The sequence below is a fragment of the Nocardioides nanhaiensis genome (assembly GCF_039542785.1).
In the GTDB taxonomy this organism is placed as follows: Bacteria; Actinomycetota; Actinomycetes; order Propionibacteriales; family Nocardioidaceae; genus Nocardioides; species Nocardioides nanhaiensis.
In genome coordinates, this window is record NZ_BAABIM010000002.1 from 234,343 (window position 1) to 258,225 (window position 23,883).

The window sequence follows — 23,883 nt, forward strand, 5'->3', positions numbered from 1 at the left end:
GCGGTCCGGCTACGAGGCGTCGACGCCCTCGACCCGACCCACCACGACGGCTCGGCGGGCGGCGCGGCGCAGGGTGGTGAGCACGGCGGGGCCGAGCAGCACGATGGCCACGGCGGTGGTGATCGCCCGGCCGGTGTCGAAGCTGCCGGTGGAGGTGATCAGCGTGTAGACGAGGAAGGTCTGCAGGTTGTCGAGGATCGGCGCGCCGGGCACGTAGGCCAACGACCCCTCGTGGCCCGGCACCTGCACGCCCAGCAGGAACGGCCAGCCCGACAGGTTCATCAGCAGCCCGAACAGGTAGGCCGAGACCACCCCGTAGGCGGCCAGCATCGCCACCTCCCAGCGGCCCGTCACCCGTCGCGGCAGCAGCCCGGCGCCCATGCCCACCCACGCCGAGACCAGCATCTGGAAGGGCAGCCAGGGCCCGACGCCCGCCGTCATCAGCGCGGAGGCGAACAGGGAGGTGCAGCCCAGCACGAAGCCGAACCCGGGACCGTAGACCCGACCGGCCAGGATCAGCAGGAAGAAGACCAGCTCGACGCCGGCGGTGCCGGCCGACATGCCGCGAAGCACCGCGATCGCGGCGCTCAGCACCCCCAGCACCGCCAGTGCCCGCGGGTCGAGGCCACCCTCGCTGATCTCGGCGAGCACGACGGCGATCACCACCGGCAGCAGGGCCAGGAACAGGAACGGCGGGTCGACCCGGGTGGACTCCGGCACCTGCAGCAGCAGCGGCCAGCACAGCATCATCAGCCCGCCCAGCGAGGCGATCGCCATGACCAGCGCCGAGCGGCGCGAGAGCCGGATGGCAGGTGGCAGGGCAGGCCGGGTCGGGGGCAGGGTCGTCGTCATCGCGCGCCCCCGGCAGCCGCCAGCGCTGCCTCGACGTCGCCCACGCGGAGCCAGTCCGCACCCAGCACCTTGGTGACCTGGGGCGCGAAGGCGGGCGAGGCCGGCAGCACCTGCGCGGCGGGGCCGGACGAGACCACCTCGCCCTCGGCCAGCACCACGACGTCGTCGGCCGCCGCGGCCACGAACTCGACGTCGTGGGTGCACACCAGCACCGCGTGCCCCTCGCGCGCCAGGCCGCGCAGCAGGTCGGCCAGCGCCGCCTTGGCGGCGTAGTCGAGCCCGCGCGTGGGCTCGTCGAGCAGGAGCACCCTCGGCCGGGCCACGAGCACCAGCGCCAGGGCCAGGGCCAGCCGCTGCCCCTCGGAGAGGTCGCGGGGGTGGGTGTCGTCGGGGATGCCCGGCACCAGGCGGTCCAGCAGCTCGCGGGTGCCGGCGCCGCCGGCGGCGCACTCCTGCGCCACGGTCTCCAGGTACAGCAGGTCGGCGGGGTTCTGGGGCAGCAGACCCACGCGCTCGCGGCGGGAGGCGTCGTCGAGGTCGGCCGGGTCGGCACCGGTGACGTCGACCCGGCCCGCCTGCCGGGCCAGCGAGCCCTGCAGCGCCCACAGCAGCGTCGACTTGCCGGCGCCGTTGCGGCCCATCAGTGCCGTGACCCGACCGCTCTCCAACCGCAGGTCCACACCGTCGACGGCGGCGCGGCGGCCACGCAGCACCGTGAGCCCGCGCGCCTCGAGCAGCACCTCGCGCGCACCGGTCGCTCCGGGGGCAAAAGCAACGGGCGCGACCAGGTCCAGGCCGCGCGCGCGACGGCGCCCCTCGCGCACCGAGAGCGGCAGCGGGCGCCAGCCGGCGGCGCGCCCCAGCTCCACGATGGGCGGGGCCACGGGCGAGTGCTCCAGCACGACAGCGGGCTCCCCCACCTCGAGCCGGCCGTCGCCGGTGAGCAGGCACATCCGGTCGGCGAAGGGGACGACGCGCTCCAGGCGGTGCTCGGCCAGCAGCACCGAGACACCGAGGTCGTGCACCAGCCGGGTCAGCGTGGCCAGCACCTCCTCGGCGGCGGTCGGGTCGAGCGCGGACGTCGGCTCGTCGAGCACGAGCAGCCGCGGGTGCATCGTGAGCACCGAGCCGATCGCCACACGCTGCTGCTGCCCGCCCGAGAGCGTGCGCAGGTCCCGGTGGCGCAGGTCGGCGACGCCGAGCAGGTCGAGCGTCTCCTCCACACGACGACGCATGGTGTCGCCGGGCAGGCCCAGCTGCTCCATGCCGTAGGCGAGCTCCTCCTCCACGGTGTCGGTGACGAAGCCCGCGGCCGGGTCCTGGCCCACGTAGCCGACGTGGTGCGCACGCTCGCGGGGCGGCACGCCGAGCACGCTCTCGCCGTCCAGCAGCACGTCGCCGCGCAGGACACCGCCGCTGAACCGCGGCACCAGCCCGGTGACGACGCCGAGCAGCGTGGACTTGCCCACGCCGGTGGGTCCGCTGAGCAGGAGCAGCTCGCCCTCCTCGACCGTGAGGTCGACGCCGTCGAGGACGGGCCGCGACGTGGCGGACTCGTCGTAGGTCACGGTGACCCCGCGCAGCTCGATCACGCGGGCACCTCCTCGCGGGCCGGGGCGGCGGCGGACGACGTCGTCGTCCGGGGCGGCGGGCCCTGCTCGACCATCCGCGGCGGCGGGGCGAGCAGCAGGGCGCCGAGGCCCACGAGCGCGCCCAGCAGCGCGGTCAGGCTCAGCGCGGGGGCGAAGGCGGGGTCGGGGAAGGCGACCATCGGCTGCCGCTCGGCCAGCCAGAACCCGACGACGCCGACCGCGACGCCGCACGCCGCGACCCCGGTCTCGGGCAGACGCCACGGGTCCGGGCGGTAGCGGGTGCGCTGCACGCGGCGCCCGGCGCTGACCAGGCCGGCGACGGCGAGCAGCAGCCCGAGCGCCAGCATGGGCAGCGCGAGCACGCGCGGCGCCGTCCGGTCGAGCACGGCGTAGGTGCCCACGCAGACGCCGCACAGGCCAACCACCATCAGCGCGCCGGTGCGCCGTCGCTGGGCGCGGGTGAGGCCGGGCGCTCGTCCGTAGCCACGGGCGTCCATGCCGGCCGCCAGGGCCAGCGAGCGCTCGAGGGCGTCCTCGAGCACCGGCACCACGAGCCGCCGCAGGCCGCGCACGCGGCCGGCCTGCCCGGCCCGGAGCCGCTGGGCGGCACGCACGCGGCGGACGCTGTCGGCGAACTGCGGCAGCACCGAGACGGCGACCACGAGCGCGGTGCCGATCTCGTAGAGCGCCGGCGGCACCGAGCGGAGCAGCCGCTTGGGGTTGGCGAGCGAGTTGGCGGCGCCGATGCAGATGACGATCGTGGCCAGCCGCAGCCCGTCGTAGAGGCCGAAGAGCAGCGACTCCCGCGTGATCGGCCCGAGCAGGGTCAGGCCCAGCACGAAGTCGGGCAGCGGGATCTCGGGCAGGTCGAGCCACACGGTGGTGCCGTAGGTGCCGCCGAAGACCAGCCTGAACAGCACCCGCAGCACCACGATCAGCACCCCGAGGTAGACGTAGAGCCGGAAGGACCGCCCCCAGGGCTGGTCGCTGCGGCACGTCATCACCACCAGGCTCGCCACCCCGACCAGCAGCAACAGGAACCACGGGTTGGTGGTGGCGGATGCCGCCGCCGCGAGACCGATCGCCCACAGCCACCAGGCCACGGGGTGCAGGTCACGCGAGCGGCGAGCGCCCACCCACGAGCTCACGGGTGCGGGGTGCCCCTGCGACGCATCACCAGCACGCCGGCGGCGGCCGCGAAGAGCAGCACGACGACGCCGGGCGCCACCCAGCCGGGCAGTCCGCCGTCGGCGGCCGGCGGCGAGGCGGTGGTCTGCGGGTCCGAGGACTCCGAGGCCGGCTCGTCCGCGTCCACGTCCGCGGACGCCGACTCCGAGGCGTCGGCCGAGGGCGACTCGCTCGCCTCGGCGCGGTCGCGCCGGTCGCCCTTGGCGCCCCGACGGCGGTCGCCGCGCGCCCGGTCGGCCTTGGCCGAGGGGGTGGCTGCCGGGTCGCCCGCGTCGTCGGAGGAGTCGTCAGTCGGCCCGTCGGTCGCCGGCGCGTCCGCGTCGCCCCGCGAGCCGCCGTCGGTCGTGTCGCCGCGCGAGCCCCCGTCGCCCCGGCTGCCGTCGCTACCGCGCGAGCCGCGACCCTTGCCCGACCCGGAGCCCGAGCCGGTGTCGGAGCCCGTCTCGGGGGCGGGCGTCGGGGTGCTGGCGGGCGGCGGGGTGCCGGCGGCCGTGGACGGCCCGTCCCGGTCGCCGCCGGTGTTCCAGGAGAACGCCACCGAGCCGCCGGCAGGGATGGTCAGCGAGGAGGCGCCGAGGCTGCTGTAGGTCCACGAGCCGCTGCGGCCGTCGGTCCACCACAGGCTCCAGTAGGCATCGGAGGGGGCGGTGTTGACGCACGGGTCGCTGGCGGGCTTGTCGTTGACCCGGCACACGAAGCCGGGCTGCCGCGCGGCGTACTTGAGCGTGAAGCCGTTGGCGTTGAACAGGTCGCTGGCCCGCTTGCCGCCACCGGAGGCGTCGCAGGTCTCCTGCACTCCACCGCCCAGCGCGTTCCAGTCCACGACGACGGTGACGCCGGCGCTGGTGCTGCAGGCGGCCGCCTGGGCCGGTGCGGTGCTGCCGCCGACGACCACGAGGCCCGCCGCGGCGGTCACCAGGACCGCCGCGAGCAGGCGCACGAGGCTGCGGAGCATGGTCAGCGCACCACGCGGAAGGTGGCGCTGCCGCGGCGGTCGTTGAACTGGCCCACCACGACGACCTTGGCCTTGGCGGGGGCGGCGCCGCGCACGACGACGCGCTTGTCGAAGCGCCCGGCCGGGGACGCGGTGCCCCGCGCGACGACCTTGTTGCGCAGCTTGACGACCACGCGCTCGCCGGCGGCGAGGCCGCGGACGCGGATCACCTGGGCCGCGCCGCGCTTGACCTGCTTCTTGCCCAGGCCGACGACGAGCGCCTTCTTGTCGAGCACCTGCACCGAGGTGCGGGCCGGCTCGCCCAGCCACAGCGCCGTGAAGATCCGACGGGTGGTGCCGCGGGGCGCGACGAGCCGGACGGTGGGCGCCGCCGCGGTGGCGGTGGCCCGGCTGTTCGGGTTGTAGACGCAGGCCGTGTCACCGGCGCCGAGGCCCTGGACCGTCAGCGTGACCTGGCTGCCGGCACGGACGAAGCCGCTCGGGCCGACCAGTCGCAGGGCGGTGGCCGCCGCTGCGCCCGGCACGGACTGCAGCACCGGGAAGGCCTGCGCGGTGGTGCGGCGCCACTGGTCCGTGGTCGCCTCGGTGATGCCGTCGGCCTGACCGGCCTCGAAGGCAGCGGAGTCGTAGGCGACGGCGCCGGCCTCGGAGGCCAGCGGCCCGGCCTCGCAGGTGGCGGGCACCTGGAGCGCCGCCACGTAGGCGGCGGCCGCGCCGGCAGCCTGGTCGGCACCGGCCTCGGCCAGCGCCTGACCGGCGAGGCCGGTGCTGTTGCTGTTGGGGGCCTCGGTGGCGACGCCGCCACCGAAGGAGCCGTCCTCGGCCTGGGTCGACTCGAGCCAGGCGACGCCGGACTCGATCGCGGCGTCGACCTCGGCGTCGCCGGCCTGCTCCACCAGCGCGAGAAGCGCGAAGGCGGTCACGTCGGTGTCCGGCGCGGCGGCGGGGTCGCCGTCGCAGGTCTGGTCCGAGGCGCCCTCCTCGGAGAAGCCGAGGCGGAAGAAGCCCTCGGAGCACTGCTGCTGGAGCAGGAAGTCGGTGGCCGAGGCCGCCTCCTCGCTGCCCTCGGCGTTGAGACCGCGGACGATGAAGGACTGGCCGATCGTGTTGGCGAAGTCGCCGAACTGCGAGACGTCGGCGGAACGACCGGTGGAGTCGTCGACGACACCCTCGACCCGGGCGAGCAGCTCGCCACCGTCGTAGTCGGCGGGGTCCGCGCCGGCGACCTGCGAGAACACCAGCGCCTTGCCGGCCGCGCCGGCGTAGGTGCTCCCGGTGTCGCCGAAGTCCTCACCGGTGATGTAGCTCTGGAGGTTCGCGGCGATCGCGTCGGAGATGCGCGCCAGCGCCGCCGGCTGCTCGCCGGTGGCGGCGAGGCTCAGGCCGGCGTCGATGGTGAGGCCGTAGTCCGGCCCGAACTGGCCCGCGAGCAGGGAGTCCTGGCCGAGCTGGCCGACGATCCAGGTGGCGGCGCCGGCGGTGCGGGCGGTGGTGCCCTCCGCGGCCTGCGCGGGGGCGCCGGTGACGACGCCGAGCACGGAGGCGCCGAGGGCGGCGGCCGCGATCGCGGCGCATCCGCGACGCAGGGACTGGGTGGTCATGGGGGTCCTTCCCGCTGCACGCAGACGGGGCCCCAGGGCGAGGACACCCGCTGCTTTCCACGACAGCGATGTGTTCAGGACGCGTCGCGGCGGGTGCTCCGGCTCGCAGCACGCGGGCCCGGGGGCCGTGCGTGCCGCCTACGGTTGCGGGTCAGCGCCGGACTTCGACCGGCTTTCCCCATCCACGGGCGTACATGTAGTTGGCTGCGGCAGCGTACCCCGGCCGCGCCGGGGCGGCACGATCAGCGACCGGATGCCGGAGCGAGGGTGAACACCGCGCTGCCGCGGCGGTTCGCGAAGCGACCCACCGCGACGACGGGCTCGCGGCCGGTGCCACGACCCACGTCGAACCCGGCTCGGAGGACACCCTGCTCTGTCGCGAGGCCACGGGCGACGATGCGACCCCGGTAGCGCAGCGCGACGCGCTCCTGTGGTGCCAGGTCGCGAACGACGGCGACCTGCCGACCACCCGGCCGTATGACCGGCGCCCGCAGCGAGACCGTCAGGCGCCGCGCCTGCAGCAACTTGACCCGCTCGCTCCGGCGCACGACCTTCCTGTCGTAGGCCAGCAGGCGGACCCGGACCGAGCCCCCGGCGCGGGGAAGCCGGGTGCGCACCACCACGCGCCCCTGCTCGTCCGCGCGGGCCAGCACCCCGGTGTCCCCCAGCGTCAGGCAGACCTCCATGAGAGCAGGCACGCCGGCGGCGACGAAGCGCCCCACGCTGCCGCCACGCTGGTAGCCGGCGGGAGCCTTCAGCCGCGGCCAGCTGCCGTCACCTCGCGGCGGGAAGCGCATCGCGTGGGACGCCGCTGCGGTGGCGGGCAGCCAGGTCCGCTCGTAGCCTGCCGGCAGGCCCGGCTCGATGGCCCGACCGTAGGCCGCCCGCGAGGGGGCCACGAGTCCCACAGGGATCTTCGCTCCGCAGTCCCGCTGGTGCGAGGCCTGCGCGAGTCGGAGCCACACGGCCACCCGGCCGGCCGGCTCGGACCGGCCCGCCTCCCCCAGCGCGCGGCCGGCCAGCGCCGTCGGGAGCACCAGACCGTCGTCGAAGGAGCCATCTGCGCCCTGGGCACTCGCCAGCCAGTCGAGGCCGGCTCCCGCCGCGGTGACAGAGGCCGGCTCGGGAGCCTCGCGCAGGGCCAGCACCGCCTGTGCCGTGGCTGTGACGTCCGGGGCCGCGCCGTCGCAGGTGCCGGGCTGCACGGTCCACCAACCACCGCCGCACTGCTGACCGACCAGGTCGTCGCGGCGCTCGGCGGCGGAGTCGCTCCCGGCGGTCGTGAGCGCGCGAGCGGCCAGTGCACGCGTGCTGGTGTCCCCCACGGCGCCCAGCTGCTCCAGCCGGCCGACGAGGTCGACACCGCCGAAGTCGCGCGGGTCGTCGAGCAGCGCGGCCAGCAGCAGCGCCTGGGCCAGCGGGCGAGCCCGCGCGACGCCGTCGAGCGCGTACCACTCCCTCTCGGCACGTGGCTCGAGGAACGCGACGGCGGCTCGCACCCTCCCGCCGGGGTGGCCGAAGGCCAGCTCGGCCGCACCCAGCGTCAGCTGACCGAGGAGCGGGACGTCCCCGGTGAGCTGCGACAGACCGCCCACGACGGCTGACTGGGCGCGCTCCTGGGGCAGGTAGGCGTTGCGCCAGCCCGGCGGCGGGGTGGTGCGGAGCGCCTCCCCGTCGTGGCCCGGCAGCGCCGCGGCGGACGCCGCTGTCGGGGTCCCGGTGCCGGCGAGCAGGCTCGCCGACGCCAGCAGCATCGAGCGTCGGAGCACGGAGCGGGTCGTGAGCACCGGCACAGCAGATCACGGCGCGGTCCGCCCCGTGCCCGGATCCGCTGAGATCAGGCAGCTCAGATCAGGTCAGCTTCTCCAGGATCAGCTCGCGCACGCGACCGGCGTCGGCCTGCCCGCGCATCTCCTTCATCACCGAGCCGATCAGCGCACCGGCGGCGGCGACCTTGCCGTCGCGGATCTTCTGGGCGACGTCGGGGTTGGCGGCGATGGCGGCGTCGACGGCGGCGCCGAGCGCGCCGTCGTCGCTGACCACCTCGAGGCCGCGGGCGGCGACGATCTCCTCGGGCGTGCCCTCACCGGCCAGCAGCCCGTCGAAGACCTGGCGGGCCAGCTTGTCGTTGATCCGCCCGGCGTCGACGAGCGCCTGCACGCCGGCGACGTCGGCCGGCGTCACACCGAGATCGGTGATCTCGCGGCCGGTGTCGTTGGCGCGGCGGGCAAGCTCGGAGAGCCACCACTTGCGGGCGGCCTGCGGGGAGGCGCCGGCGGCGATGGTCTCCTCGACCAGGCCGAGCGCGCCCGCGCCGACGGTGTCGCGCATCTCCAGGTCGGAGAAGCCCCACTCGGCCTGCAGCCGGGCACGGCGCGCAGCCGGGTTCTCGGGCAGCGTGCCGCGCAGCTCCTCGACCCACTCGCGGCTCGGCGCCACGGGCACCAGGTCGGGCTCGGGGAAGTAGCGGTAGTCCTCGGCGTCGCTCTTCTCGCGGCCCGAGGTGGTGACGCCGGTGTCCTCGTGCCAGTGCCGGGTCTCCTGCAGGATCGAGCCGCCGCCGTCGAGCACGCCGGCGTGGCGCGACATCTCGAAGCGCACGGCACGCTCCACCGAGCGGAACGAGTTGACGTTCTTGGTCTCCGTGCGGGTGCCGAGCACCCCGGAGCCGGTCGGGCTCAGCGAGAGGTTCACGTCGGCGCGCAGGTTGCCCTGGTCCATCCGCGCCTCGCTGACGCCGAGCGCCACGATCAGGTCGCGCAGCTGCTGCACGTAGGCGCGCGCGACGAGCGGCGCCTTCTCCCCCGCTCCCGTGATCGGCTTGGTGACGATCTCGATGAGCGGGATGCCGGCGCGGTTGTAGTCGACCAGCGAGTGGTCGGCGCCGTGGATGCGACCGGTGGCGCCGCCGACGTGCAGCGACTTGCCGGTGTCCTCCTCCATGTGGGCGCGCTCGATCTCGACCCGGAACGTCTCACCGTCGACGTCGACGTCCATGAAGCCCTCGAACGCGATCGGCTCGTCGTACTGGGAGGTCTGGAAGTTCTTCGGCATGTCCGGGTAGAAGTAGTTCTTCCGGGCGAAGCGGCACCACTCGGCGATCGAGCAGTTGAGCGCCAGACCGATCCGGATCGCCGCCTCGACGGCCTTGGCGTTGACCACCGGCATGCCGCCGGGCAGGCCCAGGCAGGTGGGGCAGGTGCTGGTGTTGGGCTCCTCACCGAAGCTGGCGGGGCAGCCGCAGAACATCTTGGTGGCGGTGTTGAGCTCCACGTGCACCTCGAGACCCAGGGCGGGGTCGTAGCGCTCCAGCACCTCGTCGAACGGCACCAGCGTCTCCTGGCTCGCGGTCATGCGCGGCCTCCTTCGTTCTCCGGCAGGGCGGGCGCACGGTCGAGCAGCGCGCCACCCCACTGCTGGGCCAGCAGCGCCTCGACGGCGGCGCCGACCCGGTAGACGCGGTCGTCGGCCAGCGCCGGTGCCAGCACCTGGAAGCCGGTCGGCAGGCCGTCCTCCTCCGCCAGGCCGCTGGGCACCGAGATGCCGGGCACGCCGGCCAGGTTGGCCGGGATGGTGGCGAGGTCGTTGAGGTACATCGCCAGCGGGTCGTCGAGCTTCTCGCCCAGCTTGAACGCCGTGGTGGGCGAGGTGGGCGAGACCAGCACGTCGGCCTGGCCGAAGGCGGCGTCGAAGTCGCGCGAGATGAGCGTGCGCACCTTCTGGGCCTGGCCGTAGTAGGCGTCGTAGTAGCCGCTGGAGAGGGCGTAGGTGCCCAGGATGATGCGGCGCTTGACCTCGTCGCCGAAGCCGGCGTCGCGGCTGGCCCGCATGACCTCCTCGGCGCTGGGTGAGTCGATGCCCTCGGGCAGCACCCGCAGGCCGTAGCGCATGGCGTCGAACTTGGCGAGGTTGCTGGAGGCCTCGCACGGCATCACCAGGTAGTAGGTGGCCAGCGCGTGCACGAAGCTGGGGCAGGAGACCTCGACGACCTCCGCGCCCGCACCCACCAGCAGGTCGAGGGTCTCGCGGAAGCGCGTCTCGACGCCGGACTGGTAGCCCTCACCACCGAGCTCGCGGATGACACCGACCCTGAGACCGGCGAGGTCGGCCTGCGCACCCTGGCGCGCGGCGTCCACGAGGCCGGGCACCGGCTGGTCGATCGAGGTGGAGTCGCGCGGGTCGTGCCCGCCGATCACCTCGTGCAGCAGCGCGGCGTCGAGCACGGTGCGGGTGACCGGGCCGACCTGGTCGAGGCTGTTGGCCATCGCCACCAGGCCGTAGCGCGAGATGGCGCCGTAGGTGGGCTTGACGCCGACCGTGCCGGTGACGGCGCCGGGCTGGCGGATCGAGCCGCCGGTGTCGGTGCCGAGCGCCAGCGGCGCCTCGAAGGCGGCCAGAGCGGCGGCCGAGCCGCCGCCGGAGCCGCCCGGGATCCGCTCGAGGTCCCACGGGTTGTGGGTGGGGCCGTAGGCGGAGTGCTCGGTGGAGGAGCCCATCGCGAACTCGTCCATGTTGGTCTTGCCCAGGATCGGCAGCCCGGCCTGCTTGAGGCGGGTCACCACCGTGGCGTCGTAGGGCGGCACCCAGCCCTCGAGGATCTTCGAGCCGCAGGTGGTGGGCAGCCCGCGGGTGGCGAGCACGTCCTTGACGGCGACCGGCACGCCGTCGAGCGCACTGGCCGGGGTACCCGCGGCGCGCCGCTCGTCGGCGGCGGCGGCCTGCTCGAGCGCGCCCTCGGCGTCGACGTGCAGGAAGGCGTGGACGGCGCCGTCGACGGCGGCGATGCGGTCCAGGTGCGCCTGGGTGAGCGCCACCGAGGTGGTGGTGCCCGCGGTGAGGTCGTCGGCCAGCTCGGCGGCGGTGCGGCGGATCTCGGCGGGAACGTGGTGGCTCACTGCTCGTCCCCCAGGATCCGCGGCACGGAGAAGCGCTGCTCGTCGACCTCGGGGGCGCCGCTGAGCGCCTCCTCGGCGGTGAGGCCGGGCACCACGACGTCGTCGCGGAACACGTTGGTGAGCGGCATCGGGTGCGACGTCGGCGGCACGTCGTCGCCGGCCACGCCGGCGATCGAGGCCACGGACTCCAGGATCACCGACAGCTGCGGTGCCAGGTGGTCGAGCTCGGCGTCGTCGAGGTCGATGCGCGCCAGGGTGGCCAGGTGGGCCACCTCGGACCTGCTGATCTCGGGCATGGGCGCCATCCTAGGAGCGGGGCCGCGCAGCGACGCCATCGGTGGGCGGGGTCGTCGGGCCACCCGTGCGGGGGTACCGGGCTGACATGACCACCAAGATCGCGATCGTCTACTACTCCACCTACGGCGCCACCCACGCCATGGCGCAGCGCATCGCTGCGACCGCCGAGCAGCAGGGCGCCGAGGTGCGCCTGCGCCACGTCCGCGAGACCGCCCCCCGCGAGGTCGTCGAGAGCCAGGACGCCTGGAAGGCGCACGCCGACGAGATGGCCCAGCTGCCCGTCGCCGAGCCCGAGGACCTCGAGTGGGCCGACGTCGTCGTCATGGGCTCGCCCACCCGCTACGGTCACGTGACCAGCCAGCTGCAGGGCTTCCTCGACACCCTCGGCCCGCTGTGGTCCGAGGGCAAGCTGGCCGACAAGGTCTACACGGCCTTCACGTCCTCCCAGACCGCGCACGGCGGCCAGGAGACCACCATCCAGGCGCTGCACACCACGTTCGCCCACCTCGGCGGCGTGATCGTTCCCCCGGGCTACACCGACCAGGTCAAGTTCACCGACGGCAACCCCTACGGCGTCGGCAAGGTGACCGGCCAGAGCTCGGACCTGACCGACGACGACAACGCCGCCCTCGACCACCTGGTCGTCCGCGCCCTGACGATCGGCGCCAAGCTGGCCGGCTAGGAATCGCCCCTCGCGCCACCGGCCGGCTCCCCCGGAGCCGGCTGGTGGACGTCGACCCGCAGCACCCGGGCGGCCAGGTCCACCCCGGGGCCGAGCAGCGCGATGACGGCGAGCGTGCCGAGGCCGACCGTCGCGCCGCACAGCCAGCCGACCAGCGCACCGCCGCCCTGCACCAGGCTGTAGCTCCAGCGGAACGGCACGGGCGGGTCCCACGCGAGCGCCATCGCCTCGGTCGGGCCCGCACCGGTCTGGCTGCCCAGGTAGGCGGCGATGCCGAGCGCCAGCACCGGGAAGGCCGCCGCGAGCAGCAGCCCCTGCTGCCACCAGGCGTCGGGCACCGCGAGCAGCTCGAGCGCCCAGGAGACGACGAGCCCGACGAGCACCACCTGCACGACCGTGCCGAGCCCGGGCACGACGCGTCGCAGCGCGGCGAGCCCCACGAACAGCACGCCGATGCCCAGGTTGGCCACCGCGAAGGGCACGCCGAGGGCCAACGAGGTGCCGTAGACCAGCGTGGAGTAGCCGTCCGAGCCCAGGTCCGCCGCCAGCAGCAGCCCCACGCCGACCCCCAGCACCACGCACCCCACCACCAGCAGCACGAGCTGGCGGGGGGAGGGCAGCAGGCGTCGCGGTCCTGGGGTGGTGCTCACGGTCGCCGAGCGTGCCACGCCCCCGTCCCACCGGGCAGACTGGGCGGGTGCCCGTCACCCGAGGATTCACCGGACGCCCCGACCGCCGCCCCGACGCGCAGCCCGGTCAGCGAGGTCGCCGCATCCCGCCCGGCCAGTACGACGCCGGCGAGCAGTGGCCGAGCCTGACGGCGGAGGCCACGCCGCAGCTGGACCCCGAGCGCTGGACGATGACCGTCGACGGGCTGGTGGCCACGCCGAGGTCGTGGACCTGGCGCGAGGTGCACGCGCTCCCGGGCAGCGGCTACGAGGGCGACATCCACTGCGTCACCACGTGGAGCAAGCTCGACATGCGCTTCCGCGGCGTCAGCGTCGACACGCTGCTCGAGGCCGCCGGTCCGCTGCCCGAGGCGGCGTTCGTGATGGCGCACAGCACCACCGGCTACACCAGCAACCTGCCGCTGGCCGACGTGACCGGCGGCCGCGCGTGGGTGGTGTGGGAGGTCGACGGGAGACCGCTGCCGGTGGAGCACGGCGGGCCGGTGCGGCTGCTGGTGCCTCACCTGTACTTCTGGAAGTCGGCCAAGTGGGTCACCCGCCTGGAGCTGATGGCGACCGACCGCCCGGGCTTCTGGGAGAGCAACGGCTACCACGATCGCGGCGACCCCTGGCTCGAGCAGCGCTACCAGGGCGACCCGTGAGGTGTCGGCCGTGAGCGAGCCTGCCGGCCGCTGGGGCACCGCCACCGTGGTCGACGTCGAGCACGGCGGCGACGAGCAGGTGCGCCTCGTGCGGCTGCGGCTCGAGGTGCCGGACCGCCGCCGTCACCTCCCCGGTCAACACTGCGTGGTGCGGCTGCGCGCCCCCGACGGCTACACCGCGCAGCGCTCGTACTCGATCGCCTCCGACCCCGGCGACCGGCTGGTGGAGCTGATGGTCGAGGCGCTCCCCGACGGCGAGGTCTCCGGGCACCTGCACGACGTCGCGCAGCCCGGCGACGTGGTGGAGTACCGCGGCCCGATCGGCCGCTGGTTCACCTGGGACGGCGAGACGCCGTCGCTGTGCGTGGCAGGCGGCACCGGGGTCGTGCCGGTGGTCTCGATGCTGCGGCACGCGCGCCGGCTCGACGTCGAGGACCGGCTGCGGGTCGTGGTGCTGGCCCAGACCTGGGACCGGCTGCCCTACGCCGAGGAGCTGCGTGCGGCGGGAGCCTTCGTGGCGCTGACCCGCGAGAACCTGCCAGGCGCCGGACCCGACGGCGGCGAGCGCGTGGCCGCGCCTCCCTACCCGGACGAGGTGGCGCACCTGGCCGAGGGCGTCGAGCGCGCCTACGTGTGCGGCTCGGTCGGGTTCGCCTCGTGGGCCACCCGGCTGCTGGGCGAGCTGGGCGTGCGGGCCAGCACCGTGCGCGTGGAGCAGTTCGGCGCCACGGGGTAGCCCCGCGGCGCCGAACCAGGTGCTGCCGAGGTCAGGCGGAGAGCGCCGGGTAGTCCACGTACCCCTCGGCGCCGCCACCGTAGAAGGTGTCGCTGTCGGGCTCGTTGAGCTCGGCGTCCTGCTGCCAGCGCTGCGGCAGGTCGGGGTTGGCGATGAACAGTCGGCCGACCGCGACGGCGTCGGCGAGGTCCTCGTCCAGCACGGCCTGCGCGGCCTCGCGGGTGGTGAGGGTTCCGAAGCCGTCGTTGGCCACCAGCACGCCGCCGAACTCGCGGCGCAGGGTCTGCACGAGCTCCTGGCGGGGGTCGGCGAGCACGCTCAGGTAGGCCAGGCCCAGCGGAGCGATGCCCTGCACCAGCGCGGTGTAGGTGGCCTCGACGTCGGCCGGGTCCTCCTCGAGCGCGCCCTGGATGTTGTGGGCCGGCGAGATCCGGATGCCCACGCGGTCCGCGCCGATCGCCTCGGCCACGGCGCGGGTGACCTCGATCGTGAGCCGGGCACGGTTCTCCGGCGAGCCGCCGTAGGCGTCGGTGCGCTCGTTGGAGCTCGGCGCGAGGAACTGGTGCAGCAGGTAGCCGTTGGCGGAGTGCACCTCGACGCCGTCGAGCCCGGCCGCGACGGCGTTGCGTGCGGCGGAGACGAACTCCTCGACGATGTCGGGGATCTCCTCGGTGCGCAGCTCCCGCGGGGTCGGGTGGGGCTTCGGGCCGCCGGCGGTGATCATCTCGCCGGGCGCGGCGATCGCGCTGGGGGCCACGATCTCCTGGCCACCGGTGTTGTCGGGGTGGGCGATGCGGCCCACGTGCATCAGCTGCGCGACGATCCGGCCGTCGCGGGCGTGCACGGCGTCGGCGACGGCGCGCCAGCCGGCCAGCTGCTCGTCGCTGTGGAAGCCGGGGGTGTCGAGGTAGCCCTGGCCGCGGGCGCTGGGCTGGCTGCCCTCGGTGACGATGAGACCGGCCGAGGCGCGCTGGGCGTAGTACTGCGCCTGCAGGTCGCCGGGCACGGTCCCCTTCGCGCGGTTGCGGGTCAGCGGTGCCATCACCAGGCGGTTGGGCAGGTTCCAGGCACCGGCGGTGAGGGGGCTGAAGAGGTCAGGCACGACGCGTACTCCTGTGGGGTCGGGGATGGGGACATGGGGAGGAACGTCGCGCGCCACCGACCGCTTCCCGATCCGGCGCCGATGAGAGAACCGCCACAGCCGAGCCAACCGATCGAGCCGTCATCGCATCTAGCAGGGTGTGACCGACGGGAGCCACCGATGACACGAGCACTGACACGACCACCCAGCGACGAGCAGTTCACCGAGCTCGTCCACGCCGCCTGGCCGGCGCTCTACCGGACCGCCTACCTGCTCGTGGGCAACCGCGGCGAGGCCGAGGACCTGGTGCAGACCGCGCTCGCCAAGACCTACGCCTCGTGGGGCCGGGTGCGGGAGGTCGACGCCGCCGCCGGCTACGCCCGCACCGTGCTGGTCAACACCGCCACCTCCTGGTTCCGCAAGCGCTCCTGGCACGGGGAGCAGCCCACCGCGACCCTGCCCGAGCGGGCGGCGCCGGACGCCGACCCCACCGACAGACCCGCGCTCGTCGACGCGCTCGCCCGGCTGGCGCCGCGGCAGCGCGCCGTCGTCGTGCTGCGCTACTACGACGACCTGAGCGTCGCCGAGACCGCGCGTGCCCTCGGCTGCTCCGAGGGCACCGTCAAGAGCCAGACCTCCGCGGGGCTCGCCCGGCTGCGCACGCTCCTCGGCGACGCCGTCGTCCCCCAGACCACCTCGACCACCCCCACGACCGGAGACCTGTCATGACCGAGCGTCTCGCCCAGCTCCTGCACGAGGAGGCCTCCGGCCTCGAGGTGCCCGCCCCCGATGCCCGCGCCGTGCTGGCCGCCGGTCGCGGCGTGCGACGTCGTCGTCGAGCCACCTCGGCCGTCGGCGCGCTCGCGCTCGTGGCCGCCGTCGGCGGCAGCGTGCTGGCCGTCGACGCGCTCGCCGGCGGCAGCGGCACCGACGCCGTCGACCCGGCCACACCCTCCGACGCCGGCCCCGTGTTCTCGCTCGGCACCACCGTCTACCTCGAGGGCGGCTCCGAGCAGGCGCGGATCGACGACAAGGCCATCAAGTCGCTCTTCTACACCAGCGCGGGCGTGCTCGTGCGGCACGGCGAGAACCAGAACAGCGACGGCGGGGGCCCCCAGCGCTTCTCCCTGGTGCGGCCGGACGGTTCGGTCTCCCCGATCGGCGTCGTCACCGAGGAGGCGGTGCCCGGCACCGATCCCGAGCAGCCGTACCTCGCCTACGCCTCGCCGGCCGCCGGCGGCAGCTACGAGGTGACGGTGCACGACCTGCGCAGCGACGACGAGGTCGCGAGCATCACCCTGCCGGCCGCCGCCAACTCCGACGGGGCCTGGGGAGTGCCCCCGGTGGCGCTGGACGGCGACCGGGTGTGGGTCGGCAGCTCCCCGCAGCCCTACCTCGTCGACTGGCGAGCCGGCACCGCGACGCCGACCGACGCGATCGACCCCGGGATCCCCTCGGTCACCGGCGGCCGGGTGGTCCGTGCCGACACCGACGAGGCCACCGTGGTGGACCTCGCGAGCGGCGAGGAGCTGCTCTCGACACCTCTGGTCAACGACGGCGACACCGACTCCTGGGCCGACCTCTCCCCGGACGGGCGCTACCTGATGGTCACGGCCGAGGACATGACCTCGCCGGGGGCGACCGGCTTCGAGGTGTACGACGTCGGGACCGGCGAGGCCGTGACCGTCGAGCACCCGCCCTACGACGTCGGCTGGACCGGGAGCGGCGACCTGTTCTTCCTCACCGAGACCGACCTGACCACCTGCGAGGCCGACACGGGCGAGTGCACCACGCGACCGCACGGCATCGACGTCCCGGCACCGACGCCGCAGCGCGAGGTGTGCGAGCGCGGCGCGACCGGCGAGATCTGCTACTTCGAGGGCGGGGGCGGATGGGACGAGACGCTGCGGGTGGGCGGGCGCACCTACGAGTCCTGACCCCTACCGGGACGAGCCCGACGCCGCCTCGAGGGCGGCGGCGACCTCGAGCAACCGGCGGTCGGCGCCGTGGGGCGCCACCAGCTGGACGCCGACCGGCCAGCCCTCGGGCGTGGTGCCGGCGGGCACGGAGATCGCCGGACAACCCGTCACGGTGATCAGGTAGGCAGCGCGCATCCAGTCCAGGTAGTCGCGCACCGGCTCGCCGGCCACCTGTGCCGGGTACTCCTCCTCCACCGGGAAGGGCGGCACCTGGGCGGCCGGGAGGGCCAGCACGTCGTAGTCGGCGAAGAAGCGGCGCATCCGCTCACCCAGCTCGGTGCGAGCGCGGTAGGCACGGTCGACGTCGCGACCGGTGAGCAGTGCTCCGGCGCGGATGTTCTCGGCCAGCGCCGGCTTGATGCCCCCGGGGTTGCGGGCCAGCAGCTCGCCGTAGCTGGCGTGCAGGTGCCACGCCCGCAGGGTGCGGAAGGTGGTGTCGGCCTCGCTCAGGTCCGGCGCCGCCGCGAACACCTTCGCGCCGTTACGGGCCATCAGGCGTCCGGCCTCCTCCACCACCCTGGCCACCGCGTCGTCCACCGGGAAGAGGCGCCCGAGGTCCAGGCTCCACGCCACACGCAACCCGCGCAGCGCCCGCGCCCCCAGTGGCAGCGGCGCGCCGAGCAGGTGGCCGGGGTCGCCCAGAGCCTGCGGCGCGCGCGGGTCCGGGCCCGCCTGGACCCCCAGCAGCAGCGCGACGTCGTCGGCCGTGCGAGCCAGCGGGCCGTACGTGGCGGTGACCTCCCACTGGTTCGCAACCGGCCACGTCGGCACCCGGCCCAGCGAGGGCCGCAGGCCGACGACGCCGCAGAACGACGCCGGGTTGCGCAGCGAGCCGCCCATGTCGGAGCCGTCGGCCAGCGGCACCATGCCGGCGGCCAGTGCCGCTGCCGCTCCCCCGCTGGAGCCGCCGGCACTGCGCGTGAGGTCGGCCGGGTTGCGGGTGGTGCCGTGCACGGGGTTGAACGTGTGCGAGCCGGCGGCGAGCTCGGGGGTGTTGGTGCGGCCCAGCAGGACGACGCCGGCTCGGCGCACCCGCTCGACCGGGAGGTCGTCGACGTCGGGGACGTGGTCGGCGAAGAGCGGCGACCCGAAGGTCGTGCGCCAGCCGGCGAGGCGGTGGGTGTCCTTGACCGCGAACGGCAGCCCGTGCAACGGCCCCAGCGGCGCGCCCGCCGCCTGGTGGGCATCGGCCACCGTCGCCCCCTCGCGGGCGCGCTCGACGTCGAGCCCCACGATCGCGTTGACGCCTGCGTCGCGGTCGCCGTTGCGCTCGGCGATGCGCTCCAGGTGCAGCTCCAGCAGCTCGCGCGCCGAGATCTCGCGGCGGGCCACCGCGCCCGCCATCGCCCGGGCGCTCGAGCCGGCCTCCACCGCGGTCACGACCACGACGCTACCGGTCGGCGCACGGGCCGGGCGTTCCTGCCAGACTGGCGGCATGGCTACCACTGCACTCGGGGGCACCCCCGTCTCGACCATCGGCGACCTGCCCGCCCAGGGCACCACCGCGCCCTCCTTCGAGCTGCTCGGCTCGGACTTCAGCACCGTCACCCACCAGGCCGGCACCCGCACCGTGCTCAACATCTTCCCGAGCGTCGACACCGGGGTGTGCGCCGCGAGCGTGAAGAAGTTCAACGAGATCGCCGCGTCGCTGGAGAACACCACCGTCGTGTGCGTCAGCAACGACCTGCCCTTCGCCCAGGCCCGCTTCTGCGGCGCCGAGGGCATCGACGGCGTCACCGCCGCCTCGGCCTTCCGCTCCACCTTCGGCGACGACTACGGGGTGCGCCTCGTCGACGGCAAGTTCGAGGGCCTCCTGGCCCGCTCGGTCGTCGTGCTCGACACCGACGGCACCGTGATCCACTCCCAGCTGGTGCCCGAGATCGGCCAGGAGCCCGACTACGACGCCGCGGTGGCCTCCCTCTCCTGAGCACCCGTACTCACCCGCGCTGAGCAGGGCGGACGCTGTGTGCGTCCGCCCTGCTGCGCGTTGATGGGGGCATGCGCCGATCCACGCCCCTCGCCGACCCGCACCGCTGCCCCGACTGCTCCGCCACGCTCACCGCGGCGCTCGCCACCACCGGCGGCTGCCCCGCCTGCGGGCTGCCGCTCCAGCACCCGCTGGGGCGTGAGCTGCTGGCGACGCTGAGCCGGGCCGACGAGCTGCTCGCGCAGCTGCGCGCCCTGGCCCCCGCACCGACCGCCGCGTCCCTCGCCGCCCCGTCGCCGTACCCGGCGGCCAGCCGCCCGGCACCGCTGCCGCGCCGCGGGCTGCGCCCCTCCTCGGTGCCGGCCCTGCTGCTGGGTCTCGGAGCGCTGTGCCTGCTCGTGGCAGCGGTGATCTTCCTGGCCGTGGCGTGGTCCTCGCTCGGCGTCGGCGGCCGGACCGGGGTGCTGCTCGCGCTCACCGGCGCCGCGGCGGCCGGCGGCGTCGTGCTCGCCCGGCGCGGCCTGCGCGTGGCCGGCGAGTCCCTGGCCACGGTGGCCCTGGGCCTGCTGGCCCTCGACGTGCTGGGCGCCGCCTCGGCCGGATGGCTGCCGCAGCAGCCTGCGGGAGCCACGACGACGGTGCTGGGCAGCGCCGTCCTGGTGGCCGGGCTCGCGTGGAGCCTCGCGCAGCCGCAGCTGGTCGCACCCCAGGTGCTGGCCGGGATCGCCCTGCTCACCGCGTGGGCGGGCGCGATGGAGCTGACCTCCGGCTCGCTGCTCGTGCAGGCAGCAGGCGTCGTGGCGGGGCTCGGCGTCGTCGCGCTCGGCCAGCACGGGCGTCAGGGCGCCGCCCGGGCCCTCGCGCCCACGGGGCTGGCGGTCGCGATGACCACCTGGGCCCTCCTGACCCTCCACGGCCTGGACGCCGCCCTCGCCGCCCCGCGGCTGGCCGCGCTGTGGAGCGCGGACGGCACCGGCTGGCGTCTGCTCGCCGCCGTCGCGCTGGCGGGCCCCGCCCTGCTCGTGGCGCGCACGCCGGTCGCGCGAGTCGTCGTCGTCGCCCTGGCCCTGGTCGCCGCGGCTGCCACCCTCACCCTGCCCGTCGTCGACGAGGGCACCACCGCCGTCGCGCTCGCCGCACTGGCGGTGGTGCTGCTCGGCTCCGCTGCGGCAGCAGCCCTCCCCCGCGCGTGGGCCGCCGCCCCCCTGGCCCCGGCCGGGATCGCGGCCGTCCCCCTGGTCGGCGTCCTGCTGCACCTCGCTGCCCAGGCCGCGGACGCCGTGCTCGGCGCCGGTCCGGCGTTCAGCGCTCCTCTGACGGCGGCGACGGCGCCGGCCCTGCCCGTGGCCCACCCGGCGCTGGCGGTGCCCGGTGTCCTGGCGCTCGGGCTGCTGGTCGTGGTCGCGGCCCGTGCGCTGGGACTGCGCCGGGGGCTGCGCGAGGTCGTGACGCCGTCGGCCGCACTCCTGGGCTGCACCTGCGCCGCGAGCTTGGCGCTGACCTCGGGGCTGCTGTGGCCCGTCGTCGCCGCCCTGCTGGTCAGCGGGCTCGGTGCCGTGCTGGTGGCCGGTCTCGTGCAGCGCGACCTGCCCTGGGTCGGCCTGGTGGTGCTCGGCCTGGCCGTCGTCGTCGCGCTGCCCAGTGCCGCGCTCACGGGGGTGGCGACCACCGTGGCAGCGCTCGCCGCCGTCGGCCTGCTCGTGCGCCCGGTGGCGCCGCGCGCGACCGCGATGGCCGAGGCGGTGCTGCCGCTGGCGCTGGGAGGCGCCTGGTGGGCGTGGGCCGAGGTGGGTGGCCTGGCGGTGGCCGGTCGCGGCCTCCCGCTCCTGGTGCTGCTGGGACTGCTCGCCCTTGCCCGCCCGCGGCAGGAGTGCGAGGTCCCCGCCGCCCTGGTCGCGACGCTGGGCGCGCTGGCCGCCGTCGGGTCTGCCGACGGCGTCGCCGGGCTCGGGCTCGCCACCTCGCTGGCGCTGCACCTGACCGTGGCCGGCGCCCTCGTGGTGGCCACCTCGCTGCTGCACGACCACCGACGTCGCGCCGCGGCACCGGGCGGGCTGCTGCTCGCGGCGGCCACCTGGGTGCGCCTGGCCGACCTCGGCGTCACCGCCCCGGAGGCCTACACGCTGCCGACGGCCGCGGTGCTGTGCCTCCTGGCGGTGCTCCGGCTGCGCAGCCGCGACCAGGCACCCAGCGCGCTGCTCGTGCCCGGCCTGGCGCTGGCCACCGTGCCCTCGCTCGTGTGGGTGCTGGCCGACCCGCTCAGCCTGCGGGCCGCCCTGCTCGGCGCCGCGTGCCTCGGGCTGGTGCTGCTCGGCCTGCGCCTGCGGTGGAGCGCGCCGCTGCTGGTCGGCGCCCTCGTGGGCGGCGCCGTCGTGGTGCGCGAGCTGGCGCCCTACGCGGCCCAGACCCCGCAGTGGGTGCTGATCGGTGCGGCCGGCGCCGTCCTCACCGCGGTCGGCGTCACGTGGGAGCGCCGGCTGGGCGAGGTCCGCGCAGCGGCGGGCGTCCTGGACCGGCTGCGCTGAGCAGCCGGGTGCGGGTCAGGTGCGGGTCACCGGGTCCCAGTACGCGGCCGGCATGTCCAGCCGCCCCGGCGCACGACGAGGGGTGCCCTCCTCGAGGTAGCGCTGCTGCGCCTCCTCGAGGTGGCTCGGCGGCAGCGAACCGTCGGCCCGCACCACGCGCCACCAGGGCACGGGCCCGCCGTGCCGGGCCAGCACGTTGCCGACCTGGCGCGGGCCGCCGCCGACGGCCTCGGCGATCGCGCCGTAGGTGGTCACCCGGCCCCGCGGCACCTGCTCGACGACGTCGAGCACCGCTGCCACGTAGGCCTCGGTCGTGCGGTGCGTCATGGGGGCATCCTCGCGCAGGGCGCTCACCCGTGCGACCCGGCCGGGGGGCCGGGCCGCACGGGCCTCCCTGGGGGGCGTGCCGGTCTCCGTGGTGCGTCGGCTGACCGGGCACGGTCGACCACGGGCGCTGCGCGGTGCCGCTGCCGACCGGCGGCGCCCGTGGCCGAGTCTGGGTGGGACCGGCGGGGTGGTCGTCCTCAGAGGAGGGGGTCGAACCGCTGGGTGCCCTTCACCAGCCGCAGGCCCTTGATGCCGGAGTGCGCCTTCGCGTAGTCCAGCTCACGCGCGAGGTCACCGATGTTGTTGGAGGCGGGCAGCGGGGCCAGACCCAGCGTGGAGAGCGTGCCGATGGCACGTCCCCGCGCGTCGACGAACGCCGAGCCGGAGTCCCCGGGCACGCCCGGCGTCAGGGTGTACAGGGGGTGGGACCAGCCGCCGTCGGCGGCGGCGTCGCCCAGCGAGACGCCGGTCTTGGGCGACAGGAGCGTCACGCCGCCGCGCAGGCTGGAGCTGCCGTAGGAGTACACCCGCTCACCGGTGCGGGTGCCGTCGCGGTCGATGCCCGTGGGGCCACCCCAGAACGGGATGGAGGGGTTGACCTTGCGGACATCGGCCCGAGCGACGCGCACGAGCGCGAAGTCGTTGTAGGCGCAGGCGTTGGCGTTGCGCTCACTGCGCTGGCGCATGGTCAGCCACGAGCTGTAGGCCAGCCGACCGCTCCCCACCCGAGTGCCCGGGCTGAGCAGCGATCCGCCGCGGTTGAAGGTGACCCGGGTGCCGAGCGGCAGGGAGCGCGCGGCGCACCCGTTGGTGTCGGTGGCCTCGCCCAGCCCGGCGCAGTGCGCCGAGTAACCCACGTAGGTGCGGCGCTCGGCGTCGGTGAACACGAAGTTGCCGGTGCACTGGGAGCCCTGGGTGTACATCTGCACGCCGGGGGTGATCGTCGCGCGCGCCGCGGGCGCGTAGCCCGGCGCGGCCGAGGTGGCCGGGGCCGTGCTGGTCACGGCGACGGCGCTCGCCGCCCCGACGGCGAGCGCGAGGGCGGTCCAGGCACGGCGGTGGCGGCGGGTCGAGGGCATGGGGTGTCAACGCCACGCCCCCCGGGCGGGTTACGTCCGGCCGGTCATTCCCGACCAGGACCGACAGATCAGACCCACCCCAGCGCCACGGACGCGTCCTGCAGCAGGAGCAGCCCCACGATCGCGGCCGCCCACAGGCCCGCGCCGCCGGCGTGCCGGTCCATCCAGCCGGCCACCCGGTCCAGCGGGCCCTGCAACCTGTCCCCCAGGAGCAGCCGGCCACCGAGGAGCGCCAGGGCGGGCAGGACCATCACCGTCACGTAGCCGAGCACGACGGCGACCACGCCCGCCGCCGGCAGGTCGGCGGCGGTGATCAGCCCCACGGCGGCCAGGAAGGGCAGCATCGAGCCCACCTCCACCAGCGCCGCCAGCAGGCCCACGCCCACGACCGCGCCGTAGGTCGCCTCGGCACCGACGAGCCTGGCGCGCAGGCGACCGGTCCGCGCCCCGCGCGCCCGTGCGGCGGGCGCGCGGCCGAACCAGCCGCGCGGGTCCCCGAGCACGCCGACGGCCAGCAGCGCCGCACCCAGCGCCAGCTCGGCCCAGCGCAGCGCGCGCACCTCACCCAGCGCCGCGCCGGTGTCGAGCAGCCACCCGGCGCCGGCCACCAGGGCCAGCCCGACGACGGCGTAGAACCCGGCCACGGTGCCCAGGTAGGCGAGGAACCGACCCACGTGCACCCGCGGAGCGAGCAGCAGCAGCACCGGCAGGACGAGGGTGCCGATGCTGGTGCTGTCCACCAGCGCGAGGCCGACCAGCCCGAGCAGGATCCCGAACCCCACGTCGCCACCTCCGTTGTCACACAACTGTGTCGCCAAAATGAAAGCACAGATGTGC

General features: G+C 75.4%; 22 protein-coding genes. 7 read left to right on the forward strand and 15 right to left on the reverse strand.

Features of this window, described 5'->3' with window-relative positions:
- Positions 1-9: 9 nt before the first annotated feature.
- From ABD948_RS09280 to gatC, 9 genes are all read right to left on the reverse strand, one after another.
- Entirely contained in the window at positions 10-852 is an 843-nt protein-coding gene (locus ABD948_RS09280; RefSeq protein WP_345265016.1) for an ECF transporter S component, read from the reverse strand.
- Positions 849-2,444, reverse strand: coding sequence for an ABC transporter ATP-binding protein (locus ABD948_RS09285; protein WP_345265019.1), 1,596 nt, complete (start codon positions 2,442-2,444; stop codon positions 849-851). Before ABD948_RS09285 ends, ABD948_RS09280 begins: the two co-directional genes overlap by 4 nt.
- A complete protein-coding gene (locus tag ABD948_RS09290; protein WP_345265021.1) occupies positions 2,441-3,592 on the reverse strand; it encodes an energy-coupling factor transporter transmembrane component T family protein in 1,152 nt (383 codons plus the stop codon). Before ABD948_RS09290 ends, ABD948_RS09285 begins: the two co-directional genes overlap by 4 nt.
- Entirely contained in the window at positions 3,589-4,587 is a 999-nt protein-coding gene (locus tag ABD948_RS09295; protein ID WP_345265023.1) for a hypothetical protein, read from the reverse strand. Before ABD948_RS09295 ends, ABD948_RS09290 begins: the two co-directional genes overlap by 4 nt.
- 2 nt (positions 4,588-4,589) lie before the next feature.
- Entirely contained in the window at positions 4,590-6,188 is a 1,599-nt protein-coding gene (locus ABD948_RS09300; protein ID WP_345265025.1) for a prenyltransferase/squalene oxidase repeat-containing protein, read from the reverse strand.
- 242 nt (positions 6,189-6,430) lie between these two features.
- Positions 6,431-7,975 (reverse strand): prenyltransferase/squalene oxidase repeat-containing protein, encoded by a 1,545-nt coding sequence (locus tag ABD948_RS09305; RefSeq protein WP_345265027.1) that lies wholly within the window; start codon positions 7,973-7,975, stop codon positions 6,431-6,433.
- Positions 7,976-8,039: 64 nt separating this feature from the next.
- Positions 8,040-9,542, reverse strand: coding sequence for an Asp-tRNA(Asn)/Glu-tRNA(Gln) amidotransferase subunit GatB (gatB, locus tag ABD948_RS09310; protein ID WP_345265029.1), 1,503 nt, complete (start codon positions 9,540-9,542; stop codon positions 8,040-8,042).
- On the reverse strand, positions 9,539-11,083 hold the full coding sequence (gene gatA, locus ABD948_RS09315) for an Asp-tRNA(Asn)/Glu-tRNA(Gln) amidotransferase subunit GatA (RefSeq protein WP_345265031.1): 1,545 nt from the start codon (positions 11,081-11,083) through the stop codon (positions 9,539-9,541). Before gatA ends, gatB begins: the two co-directional genes overlap by 4 nt.
- Entirely contained in the window at positions 11,080-11,379 is a 300-nt protein-coding gene (gene gatC / locus ABD948_RS09320) for an Asp-tRNA(Asn)/Glu-tRNA(Gln) amidotransferase subunit GatC (RefSeq protein WP_345265033.1), read from the reverse strand. The genes gatA and gatC overlap by 4 nt, the downstream gene beginning before the upstream one ends.
- Positions 11,380-11,465: 86 nt before the next feature.
- Between gatC and wrbA the strand changes: the two genes are divergently transcribed.
- Positions 11,466-12,062, forward strand: a complete 597-nt coding sequence (gene wrbA / locus ABD948_RS09325) for an NAD(P)H:quinone oxidoreductase (RefSeq protein WP_345265035.1) — start codon at positions 11,466-11,468, stop codon at positions 12,060-12,062.
- On the opposite strand, the gene ABD948_RS09330 is transcribed toward wrbA, so the two are convergent.
- Positions 12,059-12,712, reverse strand: a complete 654-nt coding sequence (locus tag ABD948_RS09330) for a DUF6198 family protein (RefSeq protein WP_345265037.1) — start codon at positions 12,710-12,712, stop codon at positions 12,059-12,061. The genes wrbA and ABD948_RS09330 overlap by 4 nt on opposite strands.
- Positions 12,713-12,759: 47 nt before the next feature.
- Here ABD948_RS09330 and ABD948_RS09335 point away from each other — a divergent pair, with 47 nt between their 5' ends.
- Both ABD948_RS09335 and ABD948_RS09340 read left to right on the forward strand, forming a co-directional pair.
- Entirely contained in the window at positions 12,760-13,392 is a 633-nt protein-coding gene (locus ABD948_RS09335) for a sulfite oxidase-like oxidoreductase (RefSeq protein ID WP_345265039.1), read from the forward strand.
- Between the two features lie 10 nt (positions 13,393-13,402).
- On the forward strand, positions 13,403-14,128 hold the full coding sequence (locus tag ABD948_RS09340; RefSeq protein WP_345265041.1) for an FAD-binding oxidoreductase: 726 nt from the start codon (positions 13,403-13,405) through the stop codon (positions 14,126-14,128).
- A 31-nt stretch (positions 14,129-14,159) separates the two neighbouring features.
- Here ABD948_RS09340 and ABD948_RS09345 read toward each other — a convergent pair whose 3' ends face one another.
- The gene (locus ABD948_RS09345; RefSeq protein WP_345265043.1) at positions 14,160-15,230 is read right to left on the reverse strand and encodes an alkene reductase; all 1,071 of its coding nucleotides are present in this window, start codon (positions 15,228-15,230) and stop codon (positions 14,160-14,162) included.
- A gap of 159 nt (positions 15,231-15,389) precedes the next feature.
- Between ABD948_RS09345 and ABD948_RS09350 the strand changes: the two genes are divergently transcribed.
- Together ABD948_RS09350 and ABD948_RS09355 are read left to right on the forward strand one after the other, a co-directional pair.
- Positions 15,390-15,938, forward strand: coding sequence for a SigE family RNA polymerase sigma factor (locus ABD948_RS09350; protein ID WP_345265045.1), 549 nt, complete (start codon positions 15,390-15,392; stop codon positions 15,936-15,938).
- Positions 15,935-17,146 (forward strand): YncE family protein, encoded by a 1,212-nt coding sequence (locus ABD948_RS09355; protein WP_345265047.1) that lies wholly within the window; start codon positions 15,935-15,937, stop codon positions 17,144-17,146. Before ABD948_RS09350 ends, ABD948_RS09355 begins: the two co-directional genes overlap by 4 nt.
- Positions 17,147-17,149: 3 nt before the next feature.
- Here ABD948_RS09355 and ABD948_RS09360 read toward each other — a convergent pair whose 3' ends face one another.
- On the reverse strand, positions 17,150-18,568 hold the full coding sequence (locus tag ABD948_RS09360) for an amidase (protein ID WP_345265049.1): 1,419 nt from the start codon (positions 18,566-18,568) through the stop codon (positions 17,150-17,152).
- Positions 18,569-18,623: 55 nt separating this feature from the next.
- Here ABD948_RS09360 and tpx point away from each other — a divergent pair, with 55 nt between their 5' ends.
- Together tpx and ABD948_RS09370 are read left to right on the forward strand one after the other, a co-directional pair.
- Positions 18,624-19,115, forward strand: coding sequence for a thiol peroxidase (tpx, locus tag ABD948_RS09365; RefSeq protein ID WP_345265051.1), 492 nt, complete (start codon positions 18,624-18,626; stop codon positions 19,113-19,115).
- 71 nt (positions 19,116-19,186) lie between these two features.
- Positions 19,187-21,640, forward strand: a complete 2,454-nt coding sequence (locus tag ABD948_RS09370; protein ID WP_345265052.1) for an SCO7613 C-terminal domain-containing membrane protein — start codon at positions 19,187-19,189, stop codon at positions 21,638-21,640.
- Positions 21,641-21,655: 15 nt separating this feature from the next.
- Here the strand turns inward: ABD948_RS09370 and ABD948_RS09375 are convergent, their stop codons facing one another.
- From ABD948_RS09375 to ABD948_RS09385, 3 genes are all read right to left on the reverse strand, one after another.
- Positions 21,656-21,967: an MGMT family protein gene (locus ABD948_RS09375; protein ID WP_345265053.1), complete on the reverse strand. Its 312-nt coding sequence runs from the start codon at positions 21,965-21,967 to the stop codon at positions 21,656-21,658.
- A 197-nt stretch (positions 21,968-22,164) separates the two neighbouring features.
- Complete coding sequence (locus tag ABD948_RS09380; protein WP_345265055.1) at positions 22,165-23,046, reverse strand: hypothetical protein; 882 nt, start codon at positions 23,044-23,046, stop codon at positions 22,165-22,167.
- A 68-nt stretch (positions 23,047-23,114) separates the two neighbouring features.
- A complete protein-coding gene (locus ABD948_RS09385) occupies positions 23,115-23,828 on the reverse strand; it encodes a GAP family protein (RefSeq protein WP_345265057.1) in 714 nt (237 codons plus the stop codon).
- Between the last annotated feature and the right edge of the window lie 55 nt (positions 23,829-23,883).